Below are 15,636 nucleotides of genomic sequence, written 5' to 3'. Positions count from 1 at the left end.
GACCGGATTTCCGGCCACACCCTCGTATCTAAAGCTGCCTAACTGTAGATTATTCTTCGATTGATGCCCACTTATACGTATGTGAAGCACCAGTAGGGTGTACAATTAAACCTTTGATTTTTTCTCTCATTAAGATTGAAGTTCCATCTTGGTAAAGCGGCACGATCGCTGCATCTTCTTCCAAAAGGATTTTCTCGATGTTCAACAGCATTTCAAAGCGTTTAGATAGATCGGTTTCCACGCGTGCCTGGTTTACCAATTCATCCAATTTCGGGTTATGGTAATCCATGCGGTTAGCGGATCCGCCTTCTACCCACATATCAAGGTAAGTCATCGGGTCACTGTAGTCAGGGCCCCATGAAGACAAGGACAAATCATATTCAATCGCTTTTTCAATTTCAAGGCGTTGAGCGAAAGGAACCGCTTTGATTTCCAATTTGAAGCCTGGAAGATTATCTTCTAATTGTGCTTGAAGGTATTCTGCCACTTTTTTATGGTCGTCAGAATCAGAGATGTTGATCGAAACAGTCAAGTCCGAAACGCCTGCTTCTTTCAATCCAGTTTCCCATAGTTTTTGAGCGTCTTCTGCAGATCCTGTGTTGAAATCACCGTTCAAATCACGGTAATCTTCTCCTTCTGGAGATTGGAAGAAGCCTTTAGGAACGACCCCGTTTAATGCAGTCGAGCCGTCTTTCAAGATAACGTCAGTCAAGCTTTCTTTGTCGATCGCCATATTGATTGCCTGGCGGATGTTTTTATTGCCAAGAACCGGATGTGTATGGTTGAAGCGAAGGAAAATCATGCTTGGTTCAAGGATTGTGTCAAAGTTCGGATCTTCTTTGTACTGATCCACTGATTCTGAGCTAAGTTCGATGCGGTCAACTTTGTTTGTTTCATATAAGTTAACGCCTGTTGTTGGATCTTTTACTACGAAAGCGTTGATCTTATCCAATTTAACTGCTTCTGCATCCCAGTAGTCTTCGTTCTTTTCATAGTTCCAGCCTTGCTCATGCGTCCAATCCGTTAGAGTGAACGGGCCGTTGAACAGGATGTTTTCGGCTTCCAATGCGTACTGGTCGCCTTGTTCTTCAACGAATTTCTGGTTTTGCGGCAAGAATGTCGGGAATGTCAGCAACGATTGCAATAATGGGTTGGCGCTTTCAAGCGTCACTTCCAAAGTTTGCTCATCGATTGCTTTAACCCCTAACTCGTCTGCATCCGCTTCGCCGTTCATGATCGCTTCTGCATTTTTAATGCTTGCCGTAACGAACATGAAGTTGTACGGGCTTGCATCTTTCATCACGCGTTTCCATGCATATTCAAAGTCTTGCGCTGTCACAGGATCCCCATTGCTCCATTTTGACTCACGCAATGTGAATGTGTGGACGGTTTGGTCTTCATTTTCTGTATGTTCCGTTACTAAAGCTTCAATTGGCTGGTGATTTTCATCTTGGCGGTAAAGCCCTTCATTGACGTTGTTCAATACGGTAAATGCAACGCCGTCATGCGCTTTTGTAGAATCTAGAGTAGGAATGTCCGCTGTTGCCGAGATATTCAAGACCTGGCTTGCTTCACCTTCTCCTCCATCTGCGTTGGAGCCTTCTGAATTGCCGCTGTCAGAAGAACTAAAATTACAGCCAGACAGAATCAACACAAAAGCCATCAACAATAATAATGCTTGTGCTCTAATCTTTCTCTCCATTTCCCCTACCCCCTAATTTTTCTAATAATTCTTTTTAATCATAATTGTTATTCTACTATTACGCAATAAGATATTTTAATTTTCAAAAATAAAGGAACCGTGTTAATCTTTAATTATCCACTGAAAGGACCATGCCCCATGACCAATAAACTCATCATTCTGCTGGGATCTCTTCTCGCATCTTTCGCTGTATCCTTTTTATTAAATGGACCATGGAATTTGGCCAAATGGCTGGACGCTGTTTTTTTAATCGGCCTGCTTTTAATTATGGCTGCTTCCGTGATGGTCTTGATCGAAGCCGAATTTTTCAATGCGTTCATCAAAAGTTTTAAAAACTTTTTCTCCCGGGTTAACCATAAGGAAAAATACATACGCGAAAGCGAAAGGCGCACAAGCGACGCTGTGGCTTACCAAAAAAACTTCCCGATCCGGAAAGATCTGCTTTTTATCGGCATTGAGCTAAGCCTTTGCAGCTTAATCCTGTCGTCTGCGCTTTATTATTTTTTCTCCTAACCATAAAAACCTTCAGCCATTTATGGGCTGAAGGTTTTCATTTTCCTGCTTATAAAACGTTACGCGGTTGCGTCCGCTTTTTTTGGATTGGTAAAGAGCGTTATCGGCTTCTTTGATAAGCTGATCCAGAGACGCTGAGCCGTCTGAATAGCTTGTGCCGACCGAAACAGAAACGATGCCGCCCGGCTGATGCTCTTCTCCGTCAAACCGGTACTCTTCAATTGCTTTACGCACTTTGTCGGCTTTTGCAAAAATTTGTTCCAGATCGGTTTCTTCTGTAAAACAAAGGATGAATTCTTCGCCGCCATACCTGGCGACTACATCGTGGTCTTCTGTGCTGTCGATCAGCAATTGGCCGATCGTCCTCAGCACTTGATCCCCTTTTTGATGTCCATGGGTATCGTTGTAGACTTTAAAAAAGTCCACGTCGACCATGGCGATCGAAAGCGGCAGTTTTTGATCGACCAATCCGCCGACCTTGTTTTTAAAGAACCGGATATTTGGCAGATGCGTCATTGGATCCTGGTTTGAATAAAATTCAAGCTCTTTCCGCAAGATTAAGTTCCGGTTTTCCCCGTTTAAAATAAGAGCCATCGCTAATATGGCAATACTGGCAAAAAAGAACATCGCTCCGACAATAAACAGCGTTGCTGGCGTCGTAAGCAGCATCCAAATCGTTTTGATTAATTCAAATATCACAAACCCGACTAACATCCGCCTAATATTTACAATCGTATACAAATGGTTAAAGGAAATTTTTTCGCGGAACAAGCTTCCGACAATAATAGGCAAAATCAACGATTGCAAAATTCCTTCGACCACAGTCGGTCCGCCAAGCGATGCCCGGAAAATTCCAGGAACAATGGCCGATAGCATACCGAACGGCCATCCAGCGATATAAGAAATAAAGAATATCGGCACTTCCCGAAGATCAAGGCGCATCCCTTCATGGATAAAAGGATTGTGCATCACTGAAAACGCTAAAAAACTGAAAAATGCCGAAGAGATCCAAAAGAATTGAGTGGAACTCTTCCATTCGACCAATAGAGCTTCCTTTAATTTCAAGGCTAAATACATCAAAGCGATGATTAACGCCATATTTTCCAGGAAAAAAAACAATAAAGCATTCATTGCGCCAACTCCCAATTCACTTCACTAACCGATTGAACTATTACCTAAGTGTATCAAAAAATAGTCCAAAGTCCATTTTAATATACGATTATTGGGACTTTTAAACTTTGTCTGCATATAAATGGAAGGAGGTGTCGGCAGGCATTATTTTTCTAATATAAAGCTCCGTTTCTTTGGAACTATCAGGGACAAAAAATTCAGTCGCCCAATGTTCTGCAGTGAAAACAGTTGTACCATTTGAAGACAGGAAAATCGAAAACCACTTAAATCTTCCCTTGCTGTCCAAATATTCTTCTGTTAACAGCTGGTTTAGTGCAGGGCTCATTTCTCCTGAAAATACGGTATAAAGTCCTTCCTCTTGCTTTTGCAAGTGGCTCTCTAACCCTTCCATTGCCTCAAACTCTTCATTCCAGCAATGAATCTCAATCTGATTGGCCGTTTTCAAGAAACGATCCGTCAGCAATAGCCAATATCCGTAATCTTCATTTTCCGGCACCCGCATGTTAAATTCATCGTCCATAAAAACAGTTAATTCAAAATGAAAGTTTTCTTTCATTTCATCGCTTCCCTTCTAAATAGCCACGCACGAAAGCGGCTCAATACATTGTCTTCACCATTTTAAAATTGATCAATGCCACTCCTTTTCGCACGACTGTTTGCTGCCGCATCATTCCGTAGCCATGCTTTTCAAAGAAAGGCTTGGCAGTCAAGCTGGCATCTACAGTGATTTCGGAGAGAGCCAATTTCTCGGCTTCTTTTTCGATCGCATTTAAAAGAGCGGCAGCAATCCCTTGCCGCTGATGGTCTTTATGGACATAAAGCCGGTTCAAATAGCCATCTTTTTGCAAGTCGCTAAAACCTACAATCTTTCCTGCTTGTTCCGCGACAAACGAGACATTCCTGCTAAGCGAATTCCGCCATTTTTCGATCCGTTCTTCTTTTTCATCTATTGGTGCCCATGCATTTAGCTGCTCCTCATTGTACTGAGCAGCATTGACGGTGTGGACCGTTTCGTAGAACAGGTCGACGAGCGCCTCCAGGTCTTCCGGGCGGTAAGGACGAACTAATAAATTTATCTTATCAATAAGGTCCGGAATTTCTGACAAGCTTTCGATAGACAACCCTGATGGCCCAGGTTCCCAAAAGGGATCTCTTTTCCATATCCCCAGAATTCCGGCGGTTTTCGCTGCTTGGATATCGTTTTTTGGATGATCGCCGATGTAAACCGCTTCTTCAGCAAGGACGCCTAGTTTTTCCAAAGCTTTTTGAAAGATAGCAGAATCCGGTTTTTTCAATCCTTCCCATTCCGAAATTAACAGCACATCAAAATAGGAGGCTATGTTAAGCGCTTGAATATTATCTAATTGAAATTGCCCTCTACCATTGGTAATTATACCCAGACGAAAGGCGTTTCTTTTTAACGCTTCAAGCATTGCTATGAGATGCGGGAAGGGTTGACAATGAATTGCAAAATTCTCCAGGTAATCCTTCAGTAATTCTTCCGGCGATATTCCTTGAATCGCGTATTCTTTCGCTAATTGAGCATATACTTGGTCTTTCCAAACGTATCCCTTAGCGTCCAGTTCAATAAAACGGTCACAAAATTGCTTTCGGGGAATATGTTTCAAGACCTCGTTCAACCGGTCATATTGTGACTCAATGAATGCGCTTAATGAGGTATCCCTATCCAGCAAGGTTCCATCTAAATCAAAAATAACTGCTTTAATCACTCGATTTCCACCTTTAGCGTGATTTGTTTTACAGCGACAAGCTCCGTCCCTTCAAAACTCAAACAGTAGATATCCGGCATTTGAAGTTTTCGCCAGAAATCCACATGATAGCCAGCATCGAAATAATTCATAATCAGCACCATCAGATTGCCGTGCATGCCAATTGCCACGCGCTTTCCTTCGTAACGCTTCAAGACTTCCGTTAATTGCGCCACCCCGCGCTTTTGGGCATCACGGTTGGATTCCCCTCCCGGAAAAGCGAATTGCTCATCTTCCCAAACCCGCCCAATCGCCGATTCAAAGTCGAGTAATGGTTCATTGCTCAATAAACGCTCTTTAAAATCCTCATAGCGTTCAATTTCTTGATCTAACTCATCCGCCAAGCCCTCGACGGTTTGGATTGTACGTTTATACGGACTGGAGAGCACATGGTCGATTTTTTCTTCATTTAATGCTTCCGCCACTTTCTGTGCGTCCTGAAATCCTTTTTCCGATAAAGGCCGATTCCGTTCATCCCTTGAATAAACAGAATGTGCATGCCTCACTAAATATAAATGCGTCTGCAATTTATCCACTCTTTCCGCTATTCATTTCTTTATAAATTTCGAGTGCTTCTTTTAAAAAACTCCGATCAAATCCGCTCTTTTCATGCAGCCGCTCCACCCACTCATCCAGTGTTGAGAGCGGCGTATCTTCAATGAGCCCTTGGGAAGTGCTTAGACGACTTTGCCAGTCCTCAAATTCCCAGTGGGCAATCTCATTTTTATAGGGCATACGCGTTTCAAAAAGCACTTTCGGATAGATATGGTTCTGCGAAAACTCCGCCGCTTCCCAGAAAGCGTCTTCGCTTACCGGTTTCAATGCATATTTCTGATTGGATATTTTTCCATTCGGGCGGTAGTAGAGAATCTCCACTTCGGATTTCCCGGGCAATACTTCCACTTCAGCAGCCGGAAAAAAGCCGGCTAGCTTACCGCTTTGAAACGATTTACTGCTCTCCTCGATCAGTATCGGTTGCAGCCATTGGTCGCCCAAATCGCATAAATACCGATAGCCTTCCTTATCCTCAGCAGCAATGGCCGCATGTGCTTCCATTGTACCCAAATGGCTGCCAATCGGATATGCCCTTATGCCAGCTTTTTTAAATTCTTCCAACAACCAAAGCGCCAAATCAAAACAATTCCCCGTAATCCCGTATCTTTCGCGATGAGCTTTCATTAATTCAATAGAACGCTGCTTTTTGGCCCCAGCTTTCTCGTAATACCAAGCTTTCGTCAATGTTTCCATTGGAAATCCATCAAATTCCCTCCAGACTTTCACGATTTCTTCAGGTGCATTCATTTTCTCCACCTCTTTCGAAACTATCGATACATATGTGTTTCGGTTCAAAACGCGGTGATTCCTTTAAAAAAGGACAAACAAAAAGCCCAGCAATCGCTGGGCTTCCATTTGTCATTCCATTTCATCGCTTGCGGGTTTCTCAACCAATTGCTGCAGGTTTTGGAACATCTGGTCCCAACCTTCTTCGGATTGGTCGCTGAATTCCATGCTGGCTCGCTTAATGTCGTCATCTGTCCAGCCTTCTTCATGCGGTACAACTATTTCTTGGATAAATGCCATTTCCACGCTGCTTTCTACTGAAGAAATCCAAACGGTAATGCGGTCTTCCAAGCTATTGAATTGCGGCATTTCAAAAGTGAACACCAGCTTATGCGGCGGGCTTACTTCGATGTAATTGCCGATTGCCCGGTAATCGGTGCCGCCTCGCCGGTCGATGATTTCCCAACTGCCGCCTTGAACAGGTTGGTTAACGGCCTTTTGATTGGTCGCTTCAGTAGTGAATAGCCATTTTTTCATGAGTTCCGGTTTGGTCCAAGCAGCAAACACTTTTTCTTCCGTGGTTTGAAATCTTCGCGCCATGGTTAAAGTTACGGTTGACGTTGCCATCAGATCCACCCTTTCAGCGTTCGTTAATGGAGTGCCAAGCAATTGCAGTGCCAGCTTTAATGCCATATTAGCTCAAGCTTTTATTTCAGGCAACATAATCTTCGTTTGGAATATCCTTCGCATCTTGATCGCCGTAGTAACGGCCTTTTGTCAGGACAGCCAGGACCACCGTCATGATGGCAGCGAGAATTGCCGAGAAGAATGCGGCTGTGCTTTGCAGAAACGTCCCCATAAAGCCGAGCGCTGCAATCGTGCCGAGGATGCTCGGCACCAGAAGCGAAATGACGCCGACCGGATTCCATTTATACAATTTTTCCTGGCGCGCTTCGTAGTAGCGCGGCCCGATTTTCAAGAGGCGCTTGACGATTAAAGCATCTGCCACTAAAACGGCAGCCCATGTCATCAAGGCAACTCCTTGGAAAGTCATTGCCGTTCCAAGATGATCGACGATTCCGCCAAGCATCAGGATAATGGCGATGACCCCTGCCACGATGATCCAGAAACGTCTTCCTGGTGTAAAGCGGAACATGTTTTCAAAGAAACTCGATAACGACAGCGAACTGCTGTAGATATTCGTGATGTTAATGCGCACTTGCGTCAGCATCGTAAATAGCACGCCGCCAAGTCCGAGAAGCAAGACAATGTAAACGCCCGGGTTTGATTCGCCTAAGGTAACGCCGAACCAGATCCCTAAACCGCCCATTACACCGAAACAGAAAATCTGCGGAATAAAACCGATGGCGATTGAACCGATTTTGATGTCTTTCGGTTTTAAAAAGCGCGCGTAATCAGATGCGATCAATGCAGTAAGCCCCATGATGCCATGCTGCATGCCGATGCAAAGCAAAAGGGCCGTTCCGCCGACTTGCACACCTTCTGGCATATACGTCCAGAAATTGCCTTCATATACGGAAGTTGTATTGAAAGCCATGTAAATGGCAGCGATTAGGAATGCGCCGAAAATCGGCAGCGACCATTTTTGGAGTTTGTCCAATTGTTTAATGCCAAACCAGTTGAGCGGAATGACGATTGCGCCAAAAAATACGATTAAAAGCCACATGGGGATGGCGGGGAAGTAGGCATGGACTGCTGAAACAAGGATCATTCCTTCAAAAGCGCAGTACATGATAAAGTTCGAAGCATAGATTAATGAGGTGAGGGAAGCTCCGATGTAACCGAATCCTCCGCGGGAAAGTAAGTTAACGTTCATACCTGATTTTGCGGATAGATACACAATGATTGAACCTAAAATACCGGCTACAACGATTGCATATCCTGCTGAGATGAGGGCATTGACGGCTCCAAACTGCAGGGCCATGACAGATCCCATCTGAAAATAAAAAATAGCGGTAGCGATGCCGAATGTGATATTCGTTATGCTCAGCCAACCCATTTTCCTTTCTTCGCGCGGCACGCGGTCAAAGGAATAGTCATCTGTCGCTTCTTTTTTCGGAACCATTCTCTTTTGTTCTTCTTTCTTTTTCGTCCATTCTTGATCTGCAGTAATCTCAGATCTCATGCGATCAACTTCCTTTCCATACTTAGAATATTCTTTTGTCTAGGAACAGCAGAGTTTCCGGGCAGAAATGCCGCCACTCAAACAAAAAAAACAGGTGGATTTTCCCGGCAGCATCTTGTGCTCGAACGGGTAAAACCACTTGTTTTTTGATTATAACATATTTTTGCGCATTTTAGTGACAAAGCAGAAAACGCCTTCACCTTAACTAGCTAAGATTCGCTTTTCTTTTGAAAAAAATTCAATCTCTGCATTTCTTTTTTATTATATAAGAATACTAAAAGGCGCATTATTCTTCGATTAAGTCGCCTTTTCGCTGACGGATCTGGTAATAGTTCAATTGCTTGAATAATTCGGATGACGTGCCTTGGTCGACCGTAAATGCGACACCGTGCTCATTCATGACCATTTTCTTGGTTTTGCGGACAATCGATCCATCCAAAAGGAAAGGACGCCCTAAAATACGGAAGCTGCATTCAACCTTTTCATCCATTGGAAATTCCTCAGGAGAGTAAAACACAAGGCCGCCAGCACTAACATTTTCGATTTCAATCGGCAATGCCTCTTCCCAGCCTTCGCGTCTAATTTCCCCATCAATCAACCCATCAAAATCCACACGAAAAAATTCACGTCGATTCTTGCTCATTTTTGCTCCCCCATTACTTGTAGAAATCTTTGCTTACATATAGAGATTCACTAACAGGCCCTTCATTTCTCCGACCAGGCGAAGCACTTCGATGCCTTCTTTTTCATTATCCAGCACTTCATCATTGATCGCGAGCAGCTTTTCATCGATCACTTCCACCAGTTGATGTGATTTCATGCCGCCATTCGGATGGAAACTTTGTTTCTCTGATAGTTCCAAGCCGTAGCTCAATGATTCACTGACAAATTGCTTCACTGAATTCTTATAATCGATCAGATTTTCAATGGTGCGCTGTTTCGCTAAACGCTGGCCTTGGAAATCAATGCGATCCATTAACTGGTTGAGTGAATCCAATTGCAGTTTTGACTGGGAATTCCGCATAATATTGGCGAAGGAATCTGTAGACTTCCCTTCGACAGTTCCTTTACGCATCAATTCACTTGGAAATTTTGCTTGACCTTCGATCCGCAAAAGAACCCCTCATTTCATTTTTGATAACTTTTCTTTTTCTTTAGCATATTGACGATCAATTCCACTTCGCCATGCTCCATCTTCAGCACTTTTGCTATTTGCTTTGGCGCAAACCCTTGCTTATGCAATTTCGAAATTTTCTCTTGATCCGATTCAACCTCGTCAAAAAGATGGCTTTCCTCTTGTTGTTCAGGCATTTCCAGTTGCACTGGGGCCTCTATTTTCCCCGCAACTAGCTGCTTTTCCAGTAGACGGATTCTTTTTTCGAACTTGTCTTCTCTTACTTTAATATAATCAGCAAGTTTTTGATAGAGTTCTTCGTTCTCTTTTTCTATTTTTTCTACAAATTCTTCCATCCCTTGGTGAATAAGGGCTGTATCTTCACTCAATTCCTCGCGTTTTTGCTTATTTTGCACCAATACTACAATCGCACGGATGTTCAGCAATAATACAAGGACTATCAATTCAATTAATAACCATTCCATCGGGATCACCTTGACCTTCTAAGCTATTTCTAATAATGATCGTGTACAGCAAGCGTTGCTGCACGCAAACGCAAAATCGCTTTTGAATGCAATTGTGACACGCGGGAAACGCTGACGCTCAATACTTCGGCAATTTCCGTCAGTTTCAGCTCTTCAAAATAACAAAGCGAAACGACTAATTTTTCTTTTTCCGGAAGCCGATCAATGGCCTGTGCCAACGATTCTTTAATCGCTTGATCCGTTAAATGCTTTTCAGGGGAAGCGGCCCCGCTGTCTTCAAGCGTATTGTATTTGCCGGATGGATCGTTTTCATTGTAATCAGGCTCATCGATTGAAACCATTGATGACAAGGCAGCTTCTGCTACGGTTTTGTTGAGCTCGGCTTTTGTAATGCCGAGATAAGCACTGACGTCTTCATCTGTAACGGACGCATTATTTTGCTGTTCGAGTTCGATATACGCTTTCTCGATCTTTTTGACTTTGTCGCGAATCGACCGGGGGAGCCAGTCGCGCGTCCGGAGTCCATCAATTACGGCTCCTTTGATCCGCCAAGTTGCATAAGTCTCAAACTTCAAATCGCGCTCGATATTGAATTTATCAAATGCATCCAGCAATCCTTCGTATGCAAGGCTGCGTATATCGTCTTTATCTACGGTTTTCGGCAAACTGAACGCAAAGCGCTGTATGATGTAATCGACCAGCGGAAGATAGCGTTCGACTAAGTAGTTCCCGGCTTCCGGATCCTTATGCTGCTGCCAATCTTCCCAGTAACTGCGTTCGTCTTTTGATAATCTTGTATTCAATATGAGTGTCACCACCATCTATGTGATCATGTTTTGTTTTTGTTAGTTTTTGTAGTCGATATTCCGCAAAACAGCTCGCTTGCCGGGGGCTCGCGCTGAGCTAACGAAAACCTGTGCTCCTGCGCAAACTCGTCGCAAAGCCTTGCCCTCGCAAAACCTCGGTCAAGTCTTGGCTGAACGCCCGAGTGGATCTCAGCACTTCGCTTGGTCCCCAAGGCGTCTTCGCTGTTTTGCTCCATATCTATAGAAAGTTCTCCAGCGCCGGCGCGGTTCCGGACTGGGCGGAGCAATAAGACGAGTGGTCTTCTCGGCTTATTGTGGGAGCCAAGGAGCGCTTTAGCGCCTCCTTTGCGACGAGCTTTGCGCAGGAGCATAATCTTTTGTGCACTTGTCCATAGCGACGAAGCGGTGTATTAATGCTACATCTTTAATTCAACTTATCTAAAAAAGATTTTATTTAAAAAGCATTTTAAGTAAAAAGCCTTTGAGTCCGAGTTTATAAGGAACGGGAAGTTCTAGATAATCGCAGGTTAATGCTTGCATCGCCTTCGATGCTTGGCCGTTCGGATAGGCGAGGGTGAAAGGAACCTGTTTTTTTACTGCACTCGGCACTTGCGCATCACTTGGGATGTAGCCCAAGGTACCGATTTGCTTGTTCAGGAATTGCTCTGTGACTTTTTTGAAGTTTTCGGCTGTTTGTTTGCCTTCTTTATCGCTCGTGCATTGGTTGATGACTAATTTGATATGGACGTTCTCGTCTTTTGCATGGACCATTTTCACAACGGAATAAGCATCTGTAATAGAAGTCGGCTCTGGGGTTGTCACCAAAATAACGTCGTCAGCTGCTAAGATGAAACGCAGATTCTCGTAAGAAAGCCCGGCACCTGTGTCGAGGATGATGTAATCGACATGGCCTTGGATCTGACTGAGCTCATCAAAGAATTTCGTCATTTTGGCTTCATCCAATCGGAACAGTTCATCGAATCCGGTTCCGCCGGAGATGAATTGGAGGCCATTCGGCCCTTCTTCAATGATGTCCCAGATGGACAGGTCCTTTTCAATCATCGTCGCAATGGATTCTTGCGGCGACCGGCCGAGCAGGACATCGATATTCGCGAACCCAAGATCCACATCGAAAATCAGCACTTTCTTATTTTGCTGGACGAGGCTAAGCGCGAAATTTAAAGCGAAATTGGATTTCCCCACTCCGCCTTTGCCGCTTGTGACGGCGATGACCCGCGTTGGACGCTTGTCTTTTTTGGCTTTTTTTTGCGTAACTTTTTCTCTTAGTAATTTTGCTTGATCAATCATTTTCATCTTCCCCTAATACGAAGTCTGCGATTAATTCAGGAGTAACTGTGAAGATATCATCTGGAACACTTTGTCCGTTGGCAATGTAGCGTATCGGGATCGAATAATGATGGATCAAGTTCAAGATCGCACCGGAAGAACTCGTTTCATCCATTTTGGTCAATAACAGCTCATCCATGACAATCGTCTGGAAGTTATCGACGATTTTTTTCATATCTTCGTATTTGGAAGTCAGGCTCAACACCAAATTGATCTGGACTTTGTTTTTGTCGCTCAGCAAAGCTTCCAGCTCTTCGATGTATTGTTTCTGCTGATAGTTTCTTCCAGCCGTATCCATTAGCACAATATCGCAGTCGCTCAGCACTTCCATCGCATGGGTCAACTCAGAAGCGGATTCAACGACTTCGATCGGGATGTTCAAAATGCCGGCGTAAGTTTTCAGTTGCTCAACCGCGGCAATGCGGTAGGTATCCGACGTAATCAGGCCGACTTTCTTGTCTTCCCGCAGCATGAAGTCAGCCGCAATTTTCGCAATCGTCGTCGTTTTCCCCACCCCGGTCGGTCCAATAAAACAAATGATTTCCGGATTTTTATCAACCGGTGCCGCTTGATGGAAACCGATCATTTCGATGATTTCTGTCCGGGCGAATTCGCGTATCTCTGATTCAGGCATTTTCGGATTCTGTTCCAGTGCCGTTATCAACTTCGCATAAAGCTCAGACTGGATTTCTTTTGAAATGCCCTGCTCCATCAATCGCTTATTCAACCCTTTCAAAGCTGCCGGCAACCGGTCTTCTTCCATTACCTGCAGCATGAATTGTTTGATGCCTTTGATTTCGCTCATCAATTCTTCCGTCATCGGATCATTCTTTTGTATGGCTTCTCGCTGCTGGAAAGGAATGACCGTCGCTTGCTGGGTTTTTGCTGTTTTTACTGGTTGTTTTTGCTTCGGCTTCGCTTCCGCTTTCACTTTTGCTTTTTCCGGCGCCTTTGTTTCCACTGCTGCAATGACTTCCAGCTTTTCCGTTTTGAAAAAGCCAAGAAACCCGCCTGTTTTCACTTTTTTCGTATTCAAGATCAAGGCATCTGTGCCAAGGTCCTTTTTTATCATCGGAATCGCTTCCGTTACGTTGTTGACGATGTATGTTTTCAATCTCATAGCCCACTAACCGCCCCACTTGAAATATTCACTGCTCCAACACTTTGGATTTCAATGTCCGGCTCCAGTTCGTTATAAGAGAGAACAGGAAGGTCCGGCGCAAACCGCTCGATAAATTGACGCATATACATGCGGGTTGCAGGCGACGTCAGCAGAATCGGCTGGACGCCGGTTTGCTGCAGCTGGCCTGCTTGTTCAGAAATGTTCTGGAAAATCACTTGCGACGTTTCCGGATCAATCGATAGATAATTCCCTTGGTCTGAACGGTGCACCGATTCTGCAAATTTCTTCTCCAAGCTCGCGCCTGCTGTAATGACTTGCAGCGGCTGCCCTGGCGTTGCGTATTGCAATGTAATCTGGCGCGATAAAGCTTGGCGCACATATTCCGTTAAGACATCCGGATCTTTTGAGTAAGTTGCATAATCTGCTAAGGTTTCTAAAATCATCAGCATATTGCGGATGGATACTTTCTCTTTCAAGAGCTTCATGAGCACTTTTTGCACTTCACCAAGCGCCATCAAGTTCGGGATCAATTCTTCGACAACGGCCGGCGAATTTTCGCGGACGTTCTCGATCAAGGCTTTTACTTCCTGGCGCCCAACCAATTCATGTGCATGGCGCTTGATGACTTCTGTCAGATGGGTCGATACAACAGAAGGCGGGTCGACGATTGCATAACCGGACATTTCCGCTTCTTCTTTCATTTCTTCATTGACCCAAAGTGCTGGCATGCCGAATGCCGGTTCCACTGTTTCGATGCCGATGATGCTGTCATCGTCCACTCCAGGGCTCATTGCCAAGTAATGGTCCAGCATGATTTGTCCGGAAGCGACGCGGTTGCCTTTGATTTTAATGACGTATTCGTTCGGCTGAAGCTGGATATTATCGCGGATACGGATGACCGGCACCACGATGCCAAGCTCCATCGCACATTGGCGGCGGATCATGATAACCCGGTCAAGCAAATCGCCGCCCTGGTTTTTATCAGCAATCGGAATCAAGCCGTAGCCGAATTCAAATTCGATAGCGTCAACATGCAAGAGATCGATGACGCTTTCCGGCTTCTTCAATTCTTCCGCTTCCTGGCCGCCAATGTTCGCTTCTTTCTCGACTTTTTCTTCTTTTTTCAGATTGCTCTGCATCCGGAACGCACCAAAGGCAACGACCGCTGCGACCGGCAAGATCAGCATCGGGCTGATCGGTGTGAAGATAGCAAGCAAAGTCAAAGTTCCAGCTACAATATAAAGCAATTTCGGATACGCGAATAATTGCTTAGTGATATCGGATCCCAAGTTTCCTTCAGAAACCGCACGGGTTACGACGATGCCGGCAGCTGTTGAAATCAACAATGCCGGAATTTGGCTGACAAGCCCGTCTCCGATGGAAAGGAGCGTAAAGAGGTTTGCTGCCTCGCCAAATGGCAGGCCGTGAACCACAACCCCGATCGCCAAACCGCCTACGATATTAATAACGGTAATGATAATACCGGCAATGGCGTCCCCTTTAACGAATTTACTGGCACCGTCCATGGCACCATAGAAATCCGCTTCCTGGCTGACTTTCTCACGGCGCTTTTTCGCTTCCTGGTCGGAAATCATTCCAGCTCCAAGATCGGCATCAATGCTCATCTGCTTACCTGGCATCGAATCGAGCGTGAAACGGGCTGCCACTTCAGCAACACGTTCCGAACCTTTCGTGATGACCAAAAACTGAATGATGACAAGGATCAAGAAGACCAAAATCCCGATAATGGCGCTGCCGCCGACTACGAACGAACCGAATGTCTCAATAACTTCACCGCCTGTTTGGTTGGTTAAAATCGAGCGCGTTGTTGAGACGTTCAAGCCGAGGCGGAATAAGGTAGTTAACAAAAGCAAGGTCGGGAAAATCGAGAATTCCAACGCTTCTTTTGTGTTCATCGCTACTAAAATAATGGTTAATGCGATACTGATATTAATCATGATCAATACATCTAACAGGAGAGTCGGAAGAGGGATTACCATCATGACAACAATCATAATGACTGAAACCAATATGGCATAATCTTTAATTTTCACGCGTTCTCCTCCTCACTCTTTATAATTGGATTGATTGTTTTCGCTATTGTCACGGATACTCCGCAAAACAACTACGCTTTCCTGCGGGCTTGCGCCGAACTAACTTTGGCTAAACGCCAAAGTGGATTTCGGCACTTCGCTATCCCGCGGGAGTCTCCGTTGTTT

Annotated in this window: 16 protein-coding genes; 1 reads left to right on the top strand and 15 read right to left on the bottom strand. The window is 44.7% G+C overall.

Translation table 11 applies throughout. The annotated features are described in order from the left end of the window. Positions 1-49: 49 nt before the first annotated feature. Positions 50-1,702, bottom strand: coding sequence for a peptide ABC transporter substrate-binding protein (locus AC2EXB_RS01345; protein ID WP_483603135.1), 1,653 nt, complete (start codon positions 1,700-1,702; stop codon positions 50-52). A gap of 138 nt (positions 1,703-1,840) precedes the next feature. On the opposite strand from AC2EXB_RS01345, the gene AC2EXB_RS01340 reads away from it, so the two are divergent. Then, a complete protein-coding gene (locus tag AC2EXB_RS01340; protein ID WP_483603133.1) occupies positions 1,841-2,215 on the top strand; it encodes a DUF3899 domain-containing protein in 375 nt (124 codons plus the stop codon). Between the two features lie 12 nt (positions 2,216-2,227). On the opposite strand, the gene AC2EXB_RS01335 is transcribed toward AC2EXB_RS01340, so the two are convergent. The 14 genes from AC2EXB_RS01335 to flhA all read right to left on the bottom strand — a co-directional run bounded on the left by AC2EXB_RS01335 (position 2,228) and on the right by flhA (position 15,471). Then, positions 2,228-3,346, bottom strand: coding sequence for a GGDEF domain-containing protein (locus tag AC2EXB_RS01335; protein WP_483603131.1), 1,119 nt, complete (start codon positions 3,344-3,346; stop codon positions 2,228-2,230). A gap of 100 nt (positions 3,347-3,446) precedes the next feature. Then, positions 3,447-3,902: a hypothetical protein gene (locus tag AC2EXB_RS01330; RefSeq protein ID WP_483603129.1), complete on the bottom strand. Its 456-nt coding sequence runs from the start codon at positions 3,900-3,902 to the stop codon at positions 3,447-3,449. Positions 3,903-3,942: 40 nt separating this feature from the next. After that, entirely contained in the window at positions 3,943-5,076 is a 1,134-nt protein-coding gene (locus AC2EXB_RS01325; protein ID WP_483603127.1) for a GNAT family N-acetyltransferase, read from the bottom strand. Continuing rightward, complete coding sequence (locus AC2EXB_RS01320) at positions 5,073-5,642, bottom strand: histidine phosphatase family protein (protein WP_483603125.1); 570 nt, start codon at positions 5,640-5,642, stop codon at positions 5,073-5,075. Before AC2EXB_RS01320 ends, AC2EXB_RS01325 begins: the two co-directional genes overlap by 4 nt. A gap of 1 nt (position 5,643) precedes the next feature. Next, positions 5,644-6,417, bottom strand: a complete 774-nt coding sequence (locus AC2EXB_RS01315) for a hypothetical protein (protein WP_483603123.1) — start codon at positions 6,415-6,417, stop codon at positions 5,644-5,646. A 111-nt stretch (positions 6,418-6,528) separates the two neighbouring features. After that, a complete protein-coding gene (locus tag AC2EXB_RS01310) occupies positions 6,529-7,089 on the bottom strand; it encodes an SRPBCC family protein (RefSeq protein ID WP_483603121.1) in 561 nt (186 codons plus the stop codon). Positions 7,090-7,108: 19 nt separating this feature from the next. Beyond that, positions 7,109-8,482 (bottom strand): purine-cytosine permease family protein, encoded by a 1,374-nt coding sequence (locus tag AC2EXB_RS01305; protein WP_483604701.1) that lies wholly within the window; start codon positions 8,480-8,482, stop codon positions 7,109-7,111. Between the two features lie 346 nt (positions 8,483-8,828). Then, positions 8,829-9,185: a PilZ domain-containing protein gene (locus AC2EXB_RS01300; protein WP_235197889.1), complete on the bottom strand. Its 357-nt coding sequence runs from the start codon at positions 9,183-9,185 to the stop codon at positions 8,829-8,831. 33 nt (positions 9,186-9,218) lie between these two features. Further along, positions 9,219-9,656: a YaaR family protein gene (locus AC2EXB_RS01295; protein ID WP_483603119.1), complete on the bottom strand. Its 438-nt coding sequence runs from the start codon at positions 9,654-9,656 to the stop codon at positions 9,219-9,221. 14 nt (positions 9,657-9,670) lie between these two features. Beyond that, complete coding sequence (locus AC2EXB_RS01290; RefSeq protein ID WP_483603117.1) at positions 9,671-10,141, bottom strand: DUF6115 domain-containing protein; 471 nt, start codon at positions 10,139-10,141, stop codon at positions 9,671-9,673. Positions 10,142-10,170: 29 nt separating this feature from the next. Then, complete coding sequence (locus AC2EXB_RS01285) at positions 10,171-10,947, bottom strand: FliA/WhiG family RNA polymerase sigma factor (protein ID WP_483604699.1); 777 nt, start codon at positions 10,945-10,947, stop codon at positions 10,171-10,173. Positions 10,948-11,397: 450 nt separating this feature from the next. Further along, positions 11,398-12,255, bottom strand: coding sequence for a MinD/ParA family protein (locus tag AC2EXB_RS01280; protein ID WP_483603116.1), 858 nt, complete (start codon positions 12,253-12,255; stop codon positions 11,398-11,400). Further along, positions 12,248-13,414, bottom strand: coding sequence for a flagellar biosynthesis GTPase FlhF (flhF, locus tag AC2EXB_RS01275; protein WP_483603115.1), 1,167 nt, complete (start codon positions 13,412-13,414; stop codon positions 12,248-12,250). Before flhF ends, AC2EXB_RS01280 begins: the two co-directional genes overlap by 8 nt. After that, a complete protein-coding gene (gene flhA, locus AC2EXB_RS01270; RefSeq protein ID WP_483603113.1) occupies positions 13,411-15,471 on the bottom strand; it encodes a flagellar biosynthesis protein FlhA in 2,061 nt (686 codons plus the stop codon). Before flhA ends, flhF begins: the two co-directional genes overlap by 4 nt. Positions 15,472-15,636: the final 165 nt, after the last annotated feature.

It is taken from the genome of Planococcus alkaliphilus, from assembly GCF_057031095.1.
Note: the sequence above shows the minus strand (reverse complement) of the source record. Positions and strands in the feature narration are given on the sequence as shown.

Excerpts from the sequence above, each read along its gene's own strand:
- AC2EXB_RS01345 (WP_483603135.1), bottom strand. The coding sequence starts at position 1,702 with ATGGAGAGAAAGATTAGAGCACAAGCATTATTATTGTTGATGGCTTTT.
- AC2EXB_RS01340 (WP_483603133.1), top strand. The coding sequence starts at position 1,841 with ATGACCAATAAACTCATCATTCTGCTGGGATCTCTTCTCGCATCTTTC.
- AC2EXB_RS01335 (WP_483603131.1), bottom strand. The coding sequence starts at position 3,346 with ATGAATGCTTTATTGTTTTTTTTCCTGGAAAATATGGCGTTAATCATC.
- AC2EXB_RS01330 (WP_483603129.1), bottom strand. The coding sequence starts at position 3,902 with ATGAAAGAAAACTTTCATTTTGAATTAACTGTTTTTATGGACGATGAA.
- AC2EXB_RS01315 (WP_483603123.1), bottom strand. The coding sequence starts at position 6,417 with ATGAATGCACCTGAAGAAATCGTGAAAGTCTGGAGGGAATTTGATGGA.
- AC2EXB_RS01310 (WP_483603121.1), bottom strand. The coding sequence starts at position 7,089 with ATGGCATTAAAGCTGGCACTGCAATTGCTTGGCACTCCATTAACGAAC.
- AC2EXB_RS01305 (WP_483604701.1), bottom strand. The coding sequence starts at position 8,482 with ATGGTTCCGAAAAAAGAAGCGACAGATGACTATTCCTTTGACCGCGTG.
- AC2EXB_RS01300 (WP_235197889.1), bottom strand. The coding sequence starts at position 9,185 with ATGAGCAAGAATCGACGTGAATTTTTTCGTGTGGATTTTGATGGGTTG.
- AC2EXB_RS01290 (WP_483603117.1), bottom strand. The coding sequence starts at position 10,141 with ATGGAATGGTTATTAATTGAATTGATAGTCCTTGTATTATTGCTGAAC.
- AC2EXB_RS01280 (WP_483603116.1), bottom strand. The coding sequence starts at position 12,255 with ATGATTGATCAAGCAAAATTACTAAGAGAAAAAGTTACGCAAAAAAAA.
- flhF (WP_483603115.1), bottom strand. The coding sequence starts at position 13,414 with ATGAGATTGAAAACATACATCGTCAACAACGTAACGGAAGCGATTCCG.